The organism is Lactobacillus sp. B4026 (assembly GCF_026535825.1).
GTDB lineage: Bacteria > Bacillota > Bacilli > Lactobacillales > Lactobacillaceae > Lactobacillus > Lactobacillus panisapium.
Genome location: NZ_JAFNPD010000003.1, coordinates 160,790 through 175,734, shown reverse-complemented (window position 1 = coordinate 175,734; position 14,945 = coordinate 160,790). Strand labels below are relative to the sequence as shown.

The window sequence follows — 14,945 nt, the reverse complement described above, 5'->3', positions numbered from 1 at the left end:
TTAAATTAAATAGCACTCTATTTATTTCTTGAAGCCGGATTGAAAACGGAACCAATAATTTGGTAGTGACGCCGGAATAACCAGCGAGCGCCATAAGTAACGGCAGCAATAATGATATCAGCAAAACCAGGTAATACTGGATTGATCGCATGCAGAGCTGGAATTGATAACAAGAAAATAAGAACGATTAAAATTAGCACGATTGCACACATACCTAAAATCAATTTTGACCATGGTATCTTCTTATTTTTACCACCTGCAGGTAAAACCCAGTCATTATATTTCGTCATGAAAATGCCCATGCCGGCACCAACAATGACCAAAGTTAAGATTCCCATTTGTGAGTTGTTCTTTGAGTTAGGTGTAAATAAAGCAATCACACCAAAAAGACCAACAAATAAGGCTACATATAACAAGGCACTATCGGTTGCATATTGCCAAAACGGAATATCAGCCGCAGTTTTTACCTTAGGCTTTAACATGTCGGCTGCCTTTAATTTAGGTGACATGCCATAAAATGTACTGGCCGGTTGCCCATGACGTTGAGCTATTACCAAGTCAGACAGAAGACCGTCTACATGTTTAACTGCATCTTCTTCACTCATTGACCCTTGAGCTTCCAGTTCTTTTTGCAAACGGTAAACATAATCAGAGTTTTTATTGCTAAGCTGCTCACGCAATTGTGCGGGCTCTGTTTGCTTAACTTCGTCCTCCATGTTTTGGCTTGCAACTTTTTCCTTCAGCTTTTCTTGCTTAGAATTATCAATCTTTGACTGTTCTTCGTTATTTTTTTCTGCCATTATTTCTTCCTAAACATTAAATCTAAATTCAATAATGTCACCATCTTGAACTTCGTAGTCTTTACCTTCAAGACGTAATCTACCAGCTTCTTTAACTTTTTGCATTGTTTCATATTTATCTAAGTCATCATAGGAAACAACTTCAGCCCGAATGAATCCACGTTCAAAGTCTGAGTGAATAACACCAGCTACTTGTGGGGCTTTCATCCCTTCATGGAATGTCCAAGCACGTGTTTCCGGACCGCCAGCCGTAAAGAATGTTCTGAGACCTAGAATATGATAAGCTGCCCTAATTAAGCGGTCAAGACCTGACTCAGTAACGCCTTCAGCTTCTAAAAATTCGGCTTTTTCATCGTCATCTAGACCAGCAATCTCTTCTTCGGTTGCTGCAGAAATGCCAAGGCACTCAGCCTTTTCACTTTCAGCATGCTTTTTGACAATCTGGAAGTACTGATCACTTTCGGGATCAGCCATTGATTCTTCTGCAATATTAGCAACATAAATGACCGGCTTAGCCGTTAATAAAAACAAGCCCTTAACAATCTTTTGTTCATCTTCAGTAAAATCAATTGACCGAACGGCCTTGCCTTCTTCTAGGACCGGTTTGATTTTTTCTAAAACATTGTATTCAGCTTTTGCTTCTTTATCATTTTGCTGGGCAATTTTCTTTACCTTATCAATGCGACGGTTAACAGCATCAAGGTCAGCGATTGCCAGTTCCAAATTAATGGTATTGATATCTTCTTCAGGATCAACTTTACCGGTTACTGAGGTAATATTATCGTCTTCAAAAGCACGTACCACGTGAATGATTGCATCAGTTTGCCGAATATTTTCCAAGAACTTGTTACCAAGGCCTTCACCCTTAGAGGCCCCCTTAACTAAGCCGGCAATATCGGTAAATTCAAAAGTGGTATGGACGATTTTCTTGGCCGGAATTAATTCCTGAATCCGAGCAAGACGCTTATCTGGTACTTCAACCATTCCCACGTTTGGTTCAATCGTAGCAAACGGGTAATTGGCCATTTCAGCACCAGCTTTAGTAATCGCGTTAAACAAAGTAGACTTACCTACATTTGGCAAGCCAACAATACCTGCAGTTAATGACATTCTTATCCTCTTCTTTTTTAAAACTAGTTATTATCTTGGTTTAAACCTGGTAAAGCAATATCTTCTTTAGGCACATAAAGTTCTTTTTTCGTATTTACCGGATCATTCGCCTTATGCAAAACCTTCTTTAGGTTATGCGTAAATTTTGCTCGCGGCATCATGACGATATGTCCGCATCCCATACATTTTAGCCGAATATCAGCACCTAAGCGCAAGATTTCCCAATCATTGGTCTTGCATGCATGGGGCTTTTTCATTAAAACCGTATCCGCTAAATTATAAGTGATTTCCTTATTCATCAAGATCCACACCTAAAATATCTAAAATTCGGTTTAATTCATCGACCGATGAGAAGCCAATCGACAAGCGGCCGCTTCCCTTCTTACTTTCAGAAATATTAACGTTTGAACCTAGCTTATCTGCCAACTGATGTTCACTTTCACGAATAAAAGCTGACTTTTGGACCGTCTTCTTGCGAGGCTTTTTCGCGTTCAGGTTGGCGACTAGGGCTTCAACCTTGCGAACAGGCATCCCTTCTTTAACGACCTGCTTGGCTACTTCGTCAATTTTATCCTTGTTCTTAAGTCCCAATAATGTCCGCGCCTGTCCCATTGACAGTTCGCCGTGTTGCAAGAGGTGCTTAGTTTTATTAGGTAAAGTTAGTAACCGAAGATAATTAGCAATGTACGGCCGTGATTTACCCATTCTCTTAGAAACTTCTTCTTGGGTTAGGCCCAAGTTCTTTTGCAGCATTTCGTATGCCTGAGCTTCTTCCAGCGGTGTTAAATCTTCACGTTGCAAGTTTTCTAAGACAGCAACTTCCATCATCTGACTTTCAGTAAAGTCACGAACAATTGCGGGCACGGTCTTCTTCTTAGCCATCTTTGAAGCACGGAAACGCCGCTCACCAGCAATAATTTCGTAGCCATTAACCGATTTGCGCACGATAATTGGCTGAAAAACGCCATTTTCTTTAATTGAATCTGATAATTCCTTTAGTGTCTTATCATCAAAGTTTTTCCGTGGCTGGTATGGATTCGGGCGAATAGCACTCAGGTCGATATCTTGAATTTCTTCCTCAGTTTCTTCAATCTGTGGCTCATCTTCAAATAAAGCTTCAATTCCGCGCCCAAGGCCGCCTTTTCTCTTAGTCTCTTTACTTCTTGAGTCTCTTTCCATGATTCTTTAACACCTCCTTAGCTAAATCATCGTATACTTTGGCACCCCGTGAGTTAGGGGCATATTCTGTAATTGCTTCGCCGTAGCTTGGAGCTTCAGCTAACTTAGTGATTCGTGGAATAATTGTTTTATACACTTTGTTAGTAAAGTAAGACTTCACTTCTTTAACAACTTCCGCACCCAAATTTGTCCGTGCATCAAGCATAGTCATCAATACGCCTTCAACGCCAAGATCTTTATTAAAGTGTTTTTGAACCAAGCGAATAGTATTCAGCAATTGACTCAAACCTTCCATAGCATAGTATTCACTTTGCACCGGAATCAAGATTGAGTTGGAAGCTGTAAAGGCATTAATTGATAGCTGTCCTAAAGATGGCGGGCAATCAATAAAGATAAAGTCATAGTTTTCACTAACCGTGTCAAGAGCTGACTTAAGCCGAGTTTCACGCGCCATCATGCTGATTAATTCCGTTTCTGCACCAGATAAATTAATTGTTGCAGGCACTAAGTCCAGTTTTTCAGTTGATGTGTGGAAAATCGTGTCTTTTAAAGGAACATCATTAATCAAAACACTATAGATATCTTGATCGATTTCCGACTTTTCAATTCCTAAGCCTGAAGTAGCATTACCTTGGGGATCAATATCAACAATTAAAACGTGATAGCCACGTTCAGCAATCGAAGCTGCCAAATTAATCGTTGTCGTTGTCTTACCAACGCCGCCTTTTTGGTTAGCAACCGAAATTACACTTACCATATTTTCCATGCTCAACCTACTTTCTCTTCAATTCAATCGTGATCATATAATCATCAGGATTATTATTTTCTTTAACCTTAACCTTGATGCCTGATTCTTTGGCTAATTTAACGGCACGCTTAATCGTGTTGATCTGTACCTTTAAATCCTTAGGAATCCGGTTAACGGCACGCTTGGTCTTTTCCGCTTTATCCTGTTCATGCGTTTTCTTATCTTCAAAGTAGCCGTCAACGTCTTTAACGATTTTTTCTGTATCGCTGACATTGAGGTTATTTGCTAAAATTTCATCAAGCACACGACCTTGATCTTTTTGCGTTAAACCAACTAGACAACGGCCATGACGAGGAGAAATTTCTCCGCTAGCAAGGTAACTTTGCACTTTTGGTGATAATTTTAATAACCGCATTTTATTGGCAACATATGACTGCGACTTACCAATATTTTGTGCTAGTGCAGTCTGCGTTAAGTTGTTTAGCTTCATTAAGTTGTTATATGCTTGCGCTTCGTCAATTGGATTTAAATCTTCGCGCTGCAAGTTCTCAATTAACGCAAGTGAAGCTGCTTGTGCTTCATCCATATTGTTAACAATTGCTGGAATTTTCTCCCAGCCTAAGTGCTTCGCCGCCCAGTAGCGTCGTTCACCGGCAATAATTTCGTATTTATCGCCTTGTTCACGAACAACAATTGGTTGAAGCAAGCCTTCTTTGTCTAAGGTTGAAGCTAGTTCACGAATCGATTCATCGGAAAACTCGCGCCTTGGTTGATAAGAATTCGGAATGATTTTAGTTAATTCAATATCTTGAATTTGTTTATCTTTAGGAATTTCATCACGATGTCGTAAAGAAGAAAATAATGACATATAAGAGTCCCCCTATTTATTGAATTGGTTTACGATGCGGTGTGCCCGCTTGCCGTGGATACTTTTTAGGTGTTGCTTTCACCTTTTGGACCAGAATCAGTGTCCGTTCCTCACTGCTAGTTGGCAGTTGGAGTTCCTCGGTCTGGATTACTTTGCCCCCTAAGAGACTAATTGCCTTTTGGCCATCTTGCAGTTCTTTTTCCGCTTTTGGCCCCTTAAGTGCAACAAAGTACCCACTTTTTTTAACTAGCGGCAGGCAATATTCGCTTAAAACTGCCATATTAGCCACTGCCCTAGCCGTCACAATATCGAATTGTTCGCGATAAAGTTTGTTTTGACCAACATCCTCAGCACGCCCATGAACAAGTGTCACATCTTGCAATTGCAATTTTTCAATTAAGTCCTGTAAAAAAGTTAACCTTTTCCCCAGTGAATCAACGATTGTTACCTTTAATTCTGGTTGCAAAATTTTGAGCGGAATCGACGGAAAACCCGCGCCCGCACCGACATCACAGACCGTATCACCTGGCTTAAAGACTTCAGAAAAAGTAAATAACGGCGTAAGACTATCAAAAAAATGTTTTAGGTAAACATCATCTTCTTCGGTTATCCGAGTAAGATTGACCTTCTGATTAGCCGCAATTAAGCTGGTAAAATATTGGTTAAATTGGTTGATTTGTTTTTCATTTAATTTAAAATTACGCTTTGATAATTCTTGGACAAATTGTTCAGGATTCATTTTTCACCCGTGAAACCTTGTTTCACACCCTATAAATTTAACGCTAAAAATGGCTTATTGTAAAGCCATTACATCTCTATAATTATGAAATATTTTTCGACAGCCGTCAAAGTCTAAATGAACAAAATAAGCTATAATATCGTCAAAGGAGATAAACATGATTATTACTTTAATTGTTTTAGCCTATTTAGCCTGGAAAACATATAAAGGCTATCATACTGGTTTTACCAAATTAATTATTAATTTAATATTTGCGGCAATCGTCTTTATTGCGGCAATTTTATTTCAAAATCCTGTCGGCAATTGGCTTTATGGTCAAATTACCGGCCAAAACATTCAAACCACACTGACTCCGAGCGCTAATTTAATGATTTTTCGCTTTTTAGCCTTTTTCGTCATTCTTTTTATTGGCAAAATGGTTACTAAAGTTTTCAAAAGTTGGTTTCCAAGTAAAAATCCCCACTCAACTAGTTTTGGCTCACTGCTAGACGGTGTATTAGGCGCAATTGTTTCCTTTTTTGCCAGTTATTTCTTTGTTTACATTATCCTATCAATGCTTAATGCTCTGCAAAATCAATGGTTTATCCAGCAGACCTTAAATTCACCGTTTTTACGGTTCATCATTTACAGTACCCCAGGTCTATCTAACGGAATGTTTAACTATATCTTTAGTATTAGTCGAACAGCCGCATAAACAAACTTTAAGATGCTATTTACAAAGCCTGAATCTGACCAGATTCAGGCTTTTTTTATCTCATCAAGTTTATCAAAGCATGCTGTTAGCAAATCATATATACTTTAAAAATTTGATTAGCTATTTTATTAGTTGTTGTAGTAAACTATTTTGGTACAAAAAATTAAGTAATTGTTTATACGGAGGATAAAGTGGGAGCAAAAAATATTTTTAAAAAAGTCATGACGATTTCTGCCGCCGTTATACTGACGGCACCAATTTATTGCAATAATTTAACGACAAATGTTCGTGCCGTAATAAATACGCCAGCAAATCAAGATACTAAACCTGCTATTGGTACGGCCAAACAGCCTGGTACAAGTAACACAGTTAATGATGCTAATCCTGCAGTTTCACAAACTAAAAAGGTTAAAACTTTTAAAGTCGCAATTGTCAAAAAGAATTACGGCATTTACCAGGGTAACTTCACTAATAAAAAATCTAGCTCAAAGTATTTTCATCAAACCTTTAATGTCAATAAAACATTCACCCATAACGGACACCACTATTATTGGCTCAATCAAAAAGGAAAAAAAGCATTTGGTTATATTAACAAAAATGCTGTCGCTAAACCCAATCAAGCCAAAGTTGTTAAGGTTCCATATGTTAGCCAATATGTTCCGGTAAAAACGCCTTGGGGGTGTGCGGGCGCTTCAATGGCAATGCTTTTAGGCTCGCAAGGACAAAAAATCACTGCCAGGTTTTTAACTAAAGTTCAAAACCATCTGCCAATGCAACCCATTAAAGGTGGCCAAAAAGGTAATGTTTATACTGGTGTCGGCTTTGGGTATGTAATCAGCCCGGGCGCGCTAGCAAAATATGCACGAACTTTTAAGACTGGAAAAAAGGTAGCCAACATCTCAAGCAAAAAGTTGAGCCTAAACGATATCAAGATGTACGTTCAAGGTGGCAGCCCTGTCTTGTATTACGGCTTTTCTTCTTACCAAAAACCCGGGGATAATCACCGCAATCACTGCAAGGTAATTGTCGGCTACCGCAAAGGGAAGTTTCTTGTCTACGATCCTCTGTATTATTCTGCCAATGACGGTGCTGGCACTGGCGGTAAGAACATGAACTATGACCATGGCGCAAAAGCTTGGCTAAAGAAAGCGACAATTCAACAAGAGTTTTGTCATAAAGCAATTACAATTAAATAAATTGACCAACAAAAAAAGTCGTAGCTAAATTTTACTAGTTAGCTACGGCTTTTTTAATTACTGCTTGTCACAAACGGATGAGTGCTTTTTATTGCTCAAAATTATCATACTCAACGTGCTCATCGTTATAAACGAAAATTGCACCAATGCGGTCAGGATCATCATGCCAATTTGCAATTGGATGACCCGCAAAAAAGAGTCGCTTACATTCAATTTCAGCTTGCACCGAATTTTTAGTAAATGTTGTCACGCCGGCCAGATCCGTTTCGACTGGATAGCCAGTTCGTGGATCAATCAAGTGATGGTATTTATGACCATCGACAATTAAATAACGTTCATAAGTCCCACTAGTAACAGCAGAACATGCGGAAACCATGACTGAAGAAATATTTTTACCTCGTGGCTTTTTAGGATCTTGAATACCAACAGTCCATTGACCACTAGCTCGCTTAGGCGAATCGCCTACTAATAAGATATTGCCACCAAGATTAATAATTCCTGCGCGTACGCCATAAGCACGCCAAAAATCACGAATCCGATCGGCAATCCAGCCTTTGGCAATTCCGCCTAGGTCAAGTTCCATTCCTTCTTTTTGTAGAAAAACAGTCTGATTTTCATCATCTAAGTCAACACTGAAAGGATCCGTTAACTTCATTTTGGCTTTAATCTGTTCGTCAGTTGGTACATGCGCGCCTTTAAAGCCAATCGCCCAAAGTTTGACTAATGGACCAATTAGGGCGTTAAAGCCAAAGTTTTCCCGACTTTGTTCTACGGCTAGCTTAACTAAATCATAAACCGCACTAGAGACCTGAACTGGCTTTTTGCCAGCAGCATGATTAATATCCATCACTTCAGAATACTCACGGTTTACCGTTAACAGGTCTTCGTAGTGATCAATTAAATCAAATGACTCGTTAATTAATGTATCATCTGTTGTACCAAAAATTTGTAGAGTAATCGCTGTTCCTAAAGCGTGATGCTGTCCAACTGCTTGTTCTAAAGCTAAATTTTCAATCATTTGTGTGTTTTTCCTATTTCTCCAAATACTTTTCTCTAATCGTTTCTTGCAGATCCTGATCAATTGCAAGTTCATTAACAATATAAGAATCAAGACTGCCATAATTTTCATTAACAGTAATTAAGCTAGTGTCAAAAAAGGCATTGGCAACTGAACCCAATACACGCATATTGGCGCGAAAGCGGTCATTTTCACCCGCCTTTTTAAATTGCCGATCACGGCTTGCCCGGTAATCATTTAGCAGATAATTTGAATACAGGTAGTCCTGCCTGATTACTTCCAGATCAACGCCCAAAATGTATAACAAGATCACGGTAACTAAGCCGGTGCGATCCTTGCCTTCGGAACAATGATAAAGCGTTGCACCATCATCTTCTTGTGCAATTAGTTCAATAATATGGTGAAAACTATGCTGTGCAGTTTCAGTCAAAATATGATTATGATAACGCCGACACATCATCCGAAAGCCCGCATACTGATCACGTCGATATTCTGCGAACTCCTTTTGCATATCAAGACCGTTTCCACCAGTATTGTCTTCAACTGAAAGTGGGCAACTATAATGTTTTACTCCAGCAATTGCTTGGTCAGGGTTTTGCTTGCATTCAGCCGGTGAACGTAAATCAATAATCTGCTTTAAGCCGTAGTCCACTAAAAACTGTTCGTCACTGGGTACAATCTTACTCATATTACCAGTTCTCAGTAAGCGATGCTTTTTTACTTTACGTCCCAAAAGACCCGTATATCCACCGATATCACGTGGATTGCGCACAGATTTAATTGGTAAAACTACTGGATCAGACATAAGAATTTCCCTTCTAACCAAAAATAACCGGATAGTTAATCCTATCCGGTTATTTTACTCTCTGCTAGTCAAACTAGCAAAAGATTATTTATTAGCTTGTTCAACGAACTTGAAGAAGTTGTCCATCATGCCATCTAATTGCTTGATGGTTGCGTCGTCAGTTAATTCACCAGTTTCCTTGTCAAACTTGCTTGGGGCTTGACCAATTAAAACTTCGTTACCTGGCAAAACATTAGCACTCATATCAGGTGAAAGTAAAATTTCACGGATATCTTCTTGAGCACGACCAGTACCTTGGCTACCGTATGAAGTACCTGCTACTGCAACAGGCTTCATCTTCATTACGTTAGGACCAGCATGTGAACCCAACCATTCAAGACTACTCTTTAATGCAGCTGGAATTGTGTGATCATATTCTGGTGTAGTAATAACGATACCATCCGCACTCTTAATGTCTTCGATCCAAGCTTTAATTGAATCATCAGCCATTTCTGTTCTGCAGAAAGGTGTCAATTTATCGATTTCTTTTACTTCAATATCTGCCTTATCACCGTAACGCTTTGCAATAAATTGTGCTAAAAAGCGATTGTATGAGAAAGCGGCATTTGTACCAACAATTGCTAAAATCTTCATTCTTGGTCCTCCTACTTAGTAACTTGTGCGTACCAATCATCAACTTCATCGAAGAAGTGACCTAAGAATTCAACAGAAGACTTATCAGTTAAGTCACCATTTTCATCAAATTGCTTCGGTGCAGTACCCATCATAAATTCATCACCATTAAAGATCTTTGCACTAAAGCCTGGTGCAGTCATAAGACTCTTTAAACGGCTTTGTGAACGAGAACCACCCTGAGGCATTGGTGAAGTTGAAACAATAGCAACTGGCTTGCCCTTAAATGGGTGTGAAGTGCATGAAAGCCATTCTAAGGCGCTACTCAAAGCACTAGTTACCGAGTGTTGTTGTTCAGGAGAACCGATTAATACTAAATCAGCATCCTCAATTTCTTTACTCAAGGTTTGGACGGACTCAGGAGCGTCTTCGCCTTCTTTAAACATTGGCAATCCCTTAACAGTTGCTAGTTTAAAGTCATATTTGTCAGCAAATTGCTTAGCAATAAACTTAAGCAATGCCTCATTAAACGAATTATTGGCATTTGAGCCAGATAATGCAAGGATTTTCATAAAAACCACCTTTCAGAAACTAATTTCTTTGACAATTATATCATATCTATATTTTTGTGGCTTAAACCATGATTTTGCTTTTTTAAATTTCAAGTAGCAAAAAAACGGCAGTTAAGCCGCTTTTCCTAATCGGGGTTTTACTTTTTACCCTTCTTTTTATTTTCCTTATTATCAGTTTCAAACAAAGAAACTGTGCTAGATTCACTCAACCAATCATTTAAAATTGCATCATTGATTTGAGCTGACAAGACATTAACTATCTGCGTTTGTGAGAAGTTGGCAATCCCGTTAACAAGTAAAGAGGCGATGCCAATGGTGGTAATCCAATTAGCAATAACGATGTTCATAATCTTCTCGTCCGGATGCTTCGTATCCTTATATTGCTCCTTAAACTTGGCAATTCCGAGATTTATTAAGGTATCAGAAATTATTTTACTGCCAAACTTGCCATCAACAAACATGGCCCGAAACAGATTTTCATGCTCTTTAGCAAAGTCGATATATGATAAATCCATGTCAATCATGGGTTTACCCGTATACTTTTTTTGCAAGATATTGCTCTTCAAGTTCTCTGCAATTTTGCGCAAAACTTCTGTTCGCAGTTCATCCATACTGTTGAATTCAAGATATAAAGGCTGCGTTGAAAAGTGTCCCGCCTTCGCAATATTTCGTGCAGTAAGACTCTCAATACCATCTTTAACAACCATTCGATAGGCAATATTTAAAATTTTATTTCTTCCAATTTCTTTTTTTCTCGCCATTTTGGTCTTCCCTTGATTAACTTCAGCATTTTACTCATCGCAATATGTGATTAGGGTAAAGCAATACTAGCTATCAATAACTGCTAGCTTTAATTATCCAAAAACTCATCATAATATGATGAAACCATATCTTTGATTTCATCTTTACTCAATCCCTGAGATGCACAGAAAGAAAAGAAAGCAGCAGACAAAATGTAGCCCCGCTCACGATCATCCGTTAAATTCTCAGAAAAGCGCATATTAATACTTTGATTTTCATAATCTGTCGATATTTCTATCGCTTTATCTTCTGGTATTTCACTCATTTTGAAACCTCAACTATCAAATAATTCCGTGTAATTTTCATATCCAATCCTACTAGATTAACTGAAGTGTTAACCTAGTAAGCTTTTAGTAAGCTTTTCATACCACAATACAAAAACACATCATGGTTAATAATTTTTTGTTATTTTTGATAAAAAATTATTTTTTTAGATATTTCAAACAATTTTTTTAAAAGCAAATTAGATTTTTTAGTTCGCTGCAATTTAGCGAATATATGGTTTTATAAAATAACAATTAATTATCTATTAATTAGAATAGTAAATTTAAATCAGTTTTGTCAAGAACAATGTGTTTTTTTTACACTTAAAATAGTAACTTGTATCCAGCAAAAAAATTACCCTCGTTATTAAACCCATTGCTATTCCTAGTATTCAGTAATTAGGAAGAAAAAATACGCAATTTTAGATTTTGCTAAAATTGCGTATCCAATAATTATATTTCAGATTATTTAAAAGAATATATTAATTTAAGAACTATTGTTTTTTTGTCATTTCGCCATCCATCATCTCATAAATATGGTCTGCATATTTTTCCAGACGCGGATCATGGGTAACCAGGATTACTGCCTTATGATAGCTCTTAGCCAAATCCTTAAATAATTGCCCAACTTCATCAACTTTCGCACTATCAAGTGATGCCGTTGGTTCATCTGCTAGTAAGATTTGCGGGTTAGCATACAGTGCGCGGGCAATTGCTGCTCGCTGCTGCTGACCACCCGATAATTCACCCGGATATTTACTTACTAAGCTGGTAATCCCCAGTTTATCAAGCAATTGCTGCAACGTTTCTTTTGTAATGTTGCCCTGCTTTTTAACGTGATCGACCAGTTCGAACTGTTCTTGAATGGTCAAAAAAGGAACCAAGTTATAAGCTTGCAGAACAAAGCCAATCTGGTTTAAGCGCAAAGAGTTACTCTGCTTAGTCGAAATATTAGCAATATCCTTGCCACTAATAAAAACATTACCAGTTGTTGGCTTTTGCAGTGAACCTGCAATAGTTAGAAAAGTACTTTTCCCAGCCCCAGAAGGTCCCATGATCAATACAACTTCACCTTCATTGGCCTTGAAATTAATATCTTTTAGGGCCTGAACTTGTGCAGCGCCCTTACCGTAAATCTTTTGGACATTTTGTAATTCAATGACTGTCATCTTATTCACCTATTGCTTTTGCTGGATCTACTTTTAAGATTGATCTGATTGGAATTAAACTGCCAATAATGCCTGTTAAAAGCATGCCTAAAGTGCCGCTGAGCATAATAGTTGGCGTAAAACTCATTGGAACTGCCGCTGGTAAAACTTTAGCCGTTAACAGCATTGCTAGCAAGCCGATAATTACTCCGATTCCCACAAGAATAATAGCCTGACTAACCGTTGACCAAACCAAGGTTCCACTAGGAATTCCTTGTGCGCGCATAACAGCAAAATTATGCATTTTTTGCATAGTTAAGATGTATAAAAAGACTGCAATAATAATTAGTGAAATAATAAACAAAAATCCAATCATTAATTGAAAAGTCATATTTTGTGCTGTATACCCTGGCAATTTATTAATAAATTGTTTGATCGGATATGTCTTGCTATTGCCATCGTTATAGCGGTAGTTGGCATTGCGGGAAATAATTGCTGAAGCACGCATATTTGGCATTCCCTGCCGTAAGGTTTTCCAACTGGCCAGTGTTCCGTAGATAATCGGAGCAATGTTAATCTTGGCGTTTTGAACAAAGCCCACAATCTGATACTTTTGCTTCATTCCGTTGAGTTCTAATTGATCACCAATTTTGTAGCCCTTAACTTTAAAAGCCTGATCAACAACTACTTCATGAGCTTTGCGTGCTTTTCTTCCAGCAATTAATTCCTGATCATGGTAAATGAACTGGCTTTTCTTAACGCCAATGAACTGAGCGGAAACTTGGCTTCGCTGTTTGTTTTTTACCACCACGGGCGTTTGCCCAAGTAACGCCTCATCTTTTCCAATCTTAGCCTTTTTTAAGTCATCTTTATTTAAAACAGATTGGCTCATGCTTACATTAGCATTTTTATTTAACACTACTTGTTTAGCATTCCATGATTCAATTGCCTGTGTGTTCTCGCTTGCTAAGCCGAGAGCAAGGGACGATAGAACAAAAATCAAGTAGCTGATTAGAAAAATCATCAAAATGATTAGGCCATAACGCAATTTTTCCCTTTTGATTTCTTTAATTGCTAAAAACACTATTTAGTCTCCTTTTTTAACAGTAACAAGCCCGCTTGCAGCTGGGCAAGGATGGCACTTTTTAAAGTAGGGTTTGCCAAAATTTCCCTAATTGCCGCATGGCTAAGCATCATTGCACTCCAGTTTTGCGCGCTGAGTTTTACTAATTTCTCGCTTGCGAATGGCTGCTTAACTAAGCTTTCGTTATACAACACATGCATTTTAACCATTTTGGCATACTTACTGCACAAAGTTTGCTCAAGAAAAGTAACAACGCTTTGATAAAACATTTGCGGATCGTACTGCTCTGAAAGCTTGATCTCAGCATGAATCTGCTTTAACGCACGCTGGTAGATGTATTGGTAAGCATCAGTTAAATCAGCAAAATATTTGTAAAAAGCACCACGAGCAATGTCTGCTTCCTTCACAATTCGCGCAACCTGTGCCTTGGAAAGCGAATGATTGCTGAATTCATGAAGGAGTGCCTGCTCAATCCGCTCCTTCTTCTCTTGCGGTAAATTAATAAAAGTAGTCTTAACCATGAGCACACCTCTTTTTCACCAAAGTGACGCCGTGTCACTTTGATAACAGAATACATTTACTAAACCTAATCGTCAAGTAAATGAACTTTTGCAAAAATATGCAGTCTAATTATTACCGTAAGCAAATAAAAAAGCCGCGACTTTGCGGCTTTTAGCTGAATTATAGAACTAATACGCGATTATAATAATTAGTCCGGAAAATATTCTCACGTACTGAAATCTTGGCTAGAGCGCAGTTAGCCATTGTTTCAAAGGCATTAATATCACCATCAGTAAAGCAATGAGCGAACATCATTCTGATTAAAGTACCATGGCACACAACCAGAATCTTTTTATCCGGGTAATTTTGGTGTAAATCAGCTAAAAAATCACCACAGCGCTCGTTTAATTCAGCAAAAGTTTCGCCACTTGGTGCATATTTAACATAATTAGCAGCTGCTTTACCCCATGGGTCAATAGCATCGGGATATTTTTTACCCAATTCAGTTAAATATTGGCCATCCCATTCACCAAAATTAAACTCCATTAATCTTTTATCTAATCTGATTTCTTTTTGGCCTTTAGTAAAAATTTTTGCCGTTGTGACTGCCCTTTTCATCGGACTAGAAAAAACAAGATCAAAGCTTGAAGGATCAAAATTAGCGGCTGCCTTTTCGGCGTAAGCGCGTCCTTCGTGATCAAGATCATGATCAAAAAGTGCTCCCTGAATTTTTCTCGTTTTATTTAAGTCGGTCTGGCCGTGACGTACAAAAACTATTTCCATGATTAACCTCATTTCTTAAGTTGT

General features: G+C 38.2%; 19 protein-coding genes. 2 read left to right on the top strand and 17 right to left on the bottom strand.

The window, feature by feature from the left end:
• Positions 1-17: 17 nt before the first annotated feature.
• From J3U69_RS04185 to rsmG, 7 genes are read right to left on the bottom strand one after another with little or no spacing between them, the layout of a single operon-like run.
• Positions 18-800 carry a DUF1129 family protein gene (locus J3U69_RS04185; RefSeq protein ID WP_220220647.1) on the bottom strand — a complete coding sequence of 261 codons (783 nt, stop codon included), beginning with the start codon at positions 798-800 and terminating at the stop codon, positions 18-20.
• 9 nt (positions 801-809) lie between these two features.
• On the bottom strand, positions 810-1,910 hold the full coding sequence (gene ychF, locus J3U69_RS04180; RefSeq protein WP_103752870.1) for a redox-regulated ATPase YchF: 1,101 nt from the start codon (positions 1,908-1,910) through the stop codon (positions 810-812).
• A gap of 23 nt (positions 1,911-1,933) precedes the next feature.
• The gene (locus J3U69_RS04175) at positions 1,934-2,209 is read right to left on the bottom strand and encodes a DUF951 domain-containing protein (RefSeq protein WP_103752869.1); all 276 of its coding nucleotides are present in this window, start codon (positions 2,207-2,209) and stop codon (positions 1,934-1,936) included.
• Complete coding sequence (locus J3U69_RS04170; protein ID WP_220220646.1) at positions 2,202-3,089, bottom strand: ParB/RepB/Spo0J family partition protein; 888 nt, start codon at positions 3,087-3,089, stop codon at positions 2,202-2,204. Before J3U69_RS04170 ends, J3U69_RS04175 begins: the two co-directional genes overlap by 8 nt.
• Positions 3,067-3,846 carry a ParA family protein gene (locus J3U69_RS04165; RefSeq protein ID WP_220221163.1) on the bottom strand — a complete coding sequence of 260 codons (780 nt, stop codon included), beginning with the start codon at positions 3,844-3,846 and terminating at the stop codon, positions 3,067-3,069. Before J3U69_RS04165 ends, J3U69_RS04170 begins: the two co-directional genes overlap by 23 nt.
• A 16-nt stretch (positions 3,847-3,862) precedes the next feature.
• On the bottom strand, positions 3,863-4,705 hold the full coding sequence (gene noc / locus J3U69_RS04160; RefSeq protein ID WP_267413134.1) for a nucleoid occlusion protein: 843 nt from the start codon (positions 4,703-4,705) through the stop codon (positions 3,863-3,865).
• A gap of 16 nt (positions 4,706-4,721) precedes the next feature.
• Positions 4,722-5,444 carry a 16S rRNA (guanine(527)-N(7))-methyltransferase RsmG gene (gene rsmG / locus J3U69_RS04155; RefSeq protein ID WP_220232686.1) on the bottom strand — a complete coding sequence of 241 codons (723 nt, stop codon included), beginning with the start codon at positions 5,442-5,444 and terminating at the stop codon, positions 4,722-4,724.
• A gap of 157 nt (positions 5,445-5,601) precedes the next feature.
• Here rsmG and J3U69_RS04150 point away from each other — a divergent pair, with 157 nt between their 5' ends.
• Positions 5,602-6,138: a CvpA family protein gene (locus J3U69_RS04150; protein WP_220220643.1), complete on the top strand. Its 537-nt coding sequence runs from the start codon at positions 5,602-5,604 to the stop codon at positions 6,136-6,138.
• A gap of 191 nt (positions 6,139-6,329) precedes the next feature.
• A complete protein-coding gene (locus J3U69_RS04145) occupies positions 6,330-7,334 on the top strand; it encodes a C39 family peptidase (protein ID WP_267413133.1) in 1,005 nt (334 codons plus the stop codon).
• An 88-nt stretch (positions 7,335-7,422) separates the two neighbouring features.
• Here the strand turns inward: J3U69_RS04145 and J3U69_RS04140 are convergent, their stop codons facing one another.
• The 10 genes from J3U69_RS04140 to J3U69_RS04095 all read right to left on the bottom strand — a co-directional run bounded on the left by J3U69_RS04140 (position 7,423) and on the right by J3U69_RS04095 (position 14,921).
• Positions 7,423-8,352 (bottom strand): FAD:protein FMN transferase, encoded by a 930-nt coding sequence (locus tag J3U69_RS04140; RefSeq protein WP_103752864.1) that lies wholly within the window; start codon positions 8,350-8,352, stop codon positions 7,423-7,425.
• Positions 8,353-8,365: 13 nt separating this feature from the next.
• Positions 8,366-9,157, bottom strand: a complete 792-nt coding sequence (locus J3U69_RS04135) for a tyrosine-protein phosphatase (RefSeq protein ID WP_103752863.1) — start codon at positions 9,155-9,157, stop codon at positions 8,366-8,368.
• 84 nt (positions 9,158-9,241) lie between these two features.
• Positions 9,242-9,790, bottom strand: a complete 549-nt coding sequence (locus tag J3U69_RS04130; RefSeq protein ID WP_103752862.1) for an NADPH-dependent FMN reductase — start codon at positions 9,788-9,790, stop codon at positions 9,242-9,244.
• An 11-nt stretch (positions 9,791-9,801) separates the two neighbouring features.
• A complete protein-coding gene (locus J3U69_RS04125; protein WP_220220642.1) occupies positions 9,802-10,341 on the bottom strand; it encodes an NADPH-dependent FMN reductase in 540 nt (179 codons plus the stop codon).
• 137 nt (positions 10,342-10,478) lie between these two features.
• Positions 10,479-11,102 carry a TetR/AcrR family transcriptional regulator gene (locus tag J3U69_RS04120; protein ID WP_220220641.1) on the bottom strand — a complete coding sequence of 208 codons (624 nt, stop codon included), beginning with the start codon at positions 11,100-11,102 and terminating at the stop codon, positions 10,479-10,481.
• An 89-nt stretch (positions 11,103-11,191) separates the two neighbouring features.
• Positions 11,192-11,407 carry a hypothetical protein gene (locus tag J3U69_RS04115; RefSeq protein WP_220220640.1) on the bottom strand — a complete coding sequence of 72 codons (216 nt, stop codon included), beginning with the start codon at positions 11,405-11,407 and terminating at the stop codon, positions 11,192-11,194.
• A 492-nt stretch (positions 11,408-11,899) separates the two neighbouring features.
• Positions 11,900-12,574: an ABC transporter ATP-binding protein gene (locus J3U69_RS04110; protein ID WP_267413131.1), complete on the bottom strand. Its 675-nt coding sequence runs from the start codon at positions 12,572-12,574 to the stop codon at positions 11,900-11,902.
• Position 12,575: 1 nt separating this feature from the next.
• Complete coding sequence (locus J3U69_RS04105; protein ID WP_267413130.1) at positions 12,576-13,637, bottom strand: FtsX-like permease family protein; 1,062 nt, start codon at positions 13,635-13,637, stop codon at positions 12,576-12,578.
• Positions 13,637-14,158: a TetR/AcrR family transcriptional regulator gene (locus J3U69_RS04100; RefSeq protein ID WP_220232682.1), complete on the bottom strand. Its 522-nt coding sequence runs from the start codon at positions 14,156-14,158 to the stop codon at positions 13,637-13,639. The genes J3U69_RS04105 and J3U69_RS04100 overlap by 1 nt, the downstream gene beginning before the upstream one ends.
• Before the next feature lie 160 nt (positions 14,159-14,318).
• Complete coding sequence (locus tag J3U69_RS04095; RefSeq protein ID WP_267392514.1) at positions 14,319-14,921, bottom strand: histidine phosphatase family protein; 603 nt, start codon at positions 14,919-14,921, stop codon at positions 14,319-14,321.
• Positions 14,922-14,945 lie beyond the last annotated feature (24 nt).

Coding starts and splice junctions, on each gene's coding strand:
- ychF (WP_103752870.1), bottom strand. CDS start 1,910: ATGTCATTAACTGCAGGTATTGTTGGCTTGCCAAATGTAGGTAAGTCT.
- J3U69_RS04185 (WP_220220647.1), bottom strand. CDS start 800: ATGGCAGAAAAAAATAACGAAGAACAGTCAAAGATTGATAATTCTAAG.
- J3U69_RS04110 (WP_267413131.1), bottom strand. CDS start 12,574: ATGACAGTCATTGAATTACAAAATGTCCAAAAGATTTACGGTAAGGGC.
- rsmG (WP_220232686.1), bottom strand. CDS start 5,444: ATGAATCCTGAACAATTTGTCCAAGAATTATCAAAGCGTAATTTTAAA.
- J3U69_RS04135 (WP_103752863.1), bottom strand. CDS start 9,157: ATGTCTGATCCAGTAGTTTTACCAATTAAATCTGTGCGCAATCCACGT.
- J3U69_RS04100 (WP_220232682.1), bottom strand. CDS start 14,158: ATGGTTAAGACTACTTTTATTAATTTACCGCAAGAGAAGAAGGAGCGG.
- J3U69_RS04125 (WP_220220642.1), bottom strand. CDS start 10,341: ATGAAAATCCTTGCATTATCTGGCTCAAATGCCAATAATTCGTTTAAT.
- J3U69_RS04165 (WP_220221163.1), bottom strand. CDS start 3,846: ATGGTAAGTGTAATTTCGGTTGCTAACCAAAAAGGCGGCGTTGGTAAG.
- J3U69_RS04130 (WP_103752862.1), bottom strand. CDS start 9,790: ATGAAGATTTTAGCAATTGTTGGTACAAATGCCGCTTTCTCATACAAT.
- J3U69_RS04170 (WP_220220646.1), bottom strand. CDS start 3,089: ATGGAAAGAGACTCAAGAAGTAAAGAGACTAAGAGAAAAGGCGGCCTT.
- J3U69_RS04175 (WP_103752869.1), bottom strand. CDS start 2,209: ATGAATAAGGAAATCACTTATAATTTAGCGGATACGGTTTTAATGAAA.
- J3U69_RS04150 (WP_220220643.1), top strand. CDS start 5,602: ATGATTATTACTTTAATTGTTTTAGCCTATTTAGCCTGGAAAACATAT.
- J3U69_RS04095 (WP_267392514.1), bottom strand. CDS start 14,921: ATGGAAATAGTTTTTGTACGTCACGGCCAGACCGACTTAAATAAAACG.
- noc (WP_267413134.1), bottom strand. CDS start 4,705: ATGTCATTATTTTCTTCTTTACGACATCGTGATGAAATTCCTAAAGAT.
- J3U69_RS04115 (WP_220220640.1), bottom strand. CDS start 11,407: ATGAGTGAAATACCAGAAGATAAAGCGATAGAAATATCGACAGATTAT.
- J3U69_RS04140 (WP_103752864.1), bottom strand. CDS start 8,352: ATGATTGAAAATTTAGCTTTAGAACAAGCAGTTGGACAGCATCACGCT.
- J3U69_RS04120 (WP_220220641.1), bottom strand. CDS start 11,102: ATGGCGAGAAAAAAAGAAATTGGAAGAAATAAAATTTTAAATATTGCC.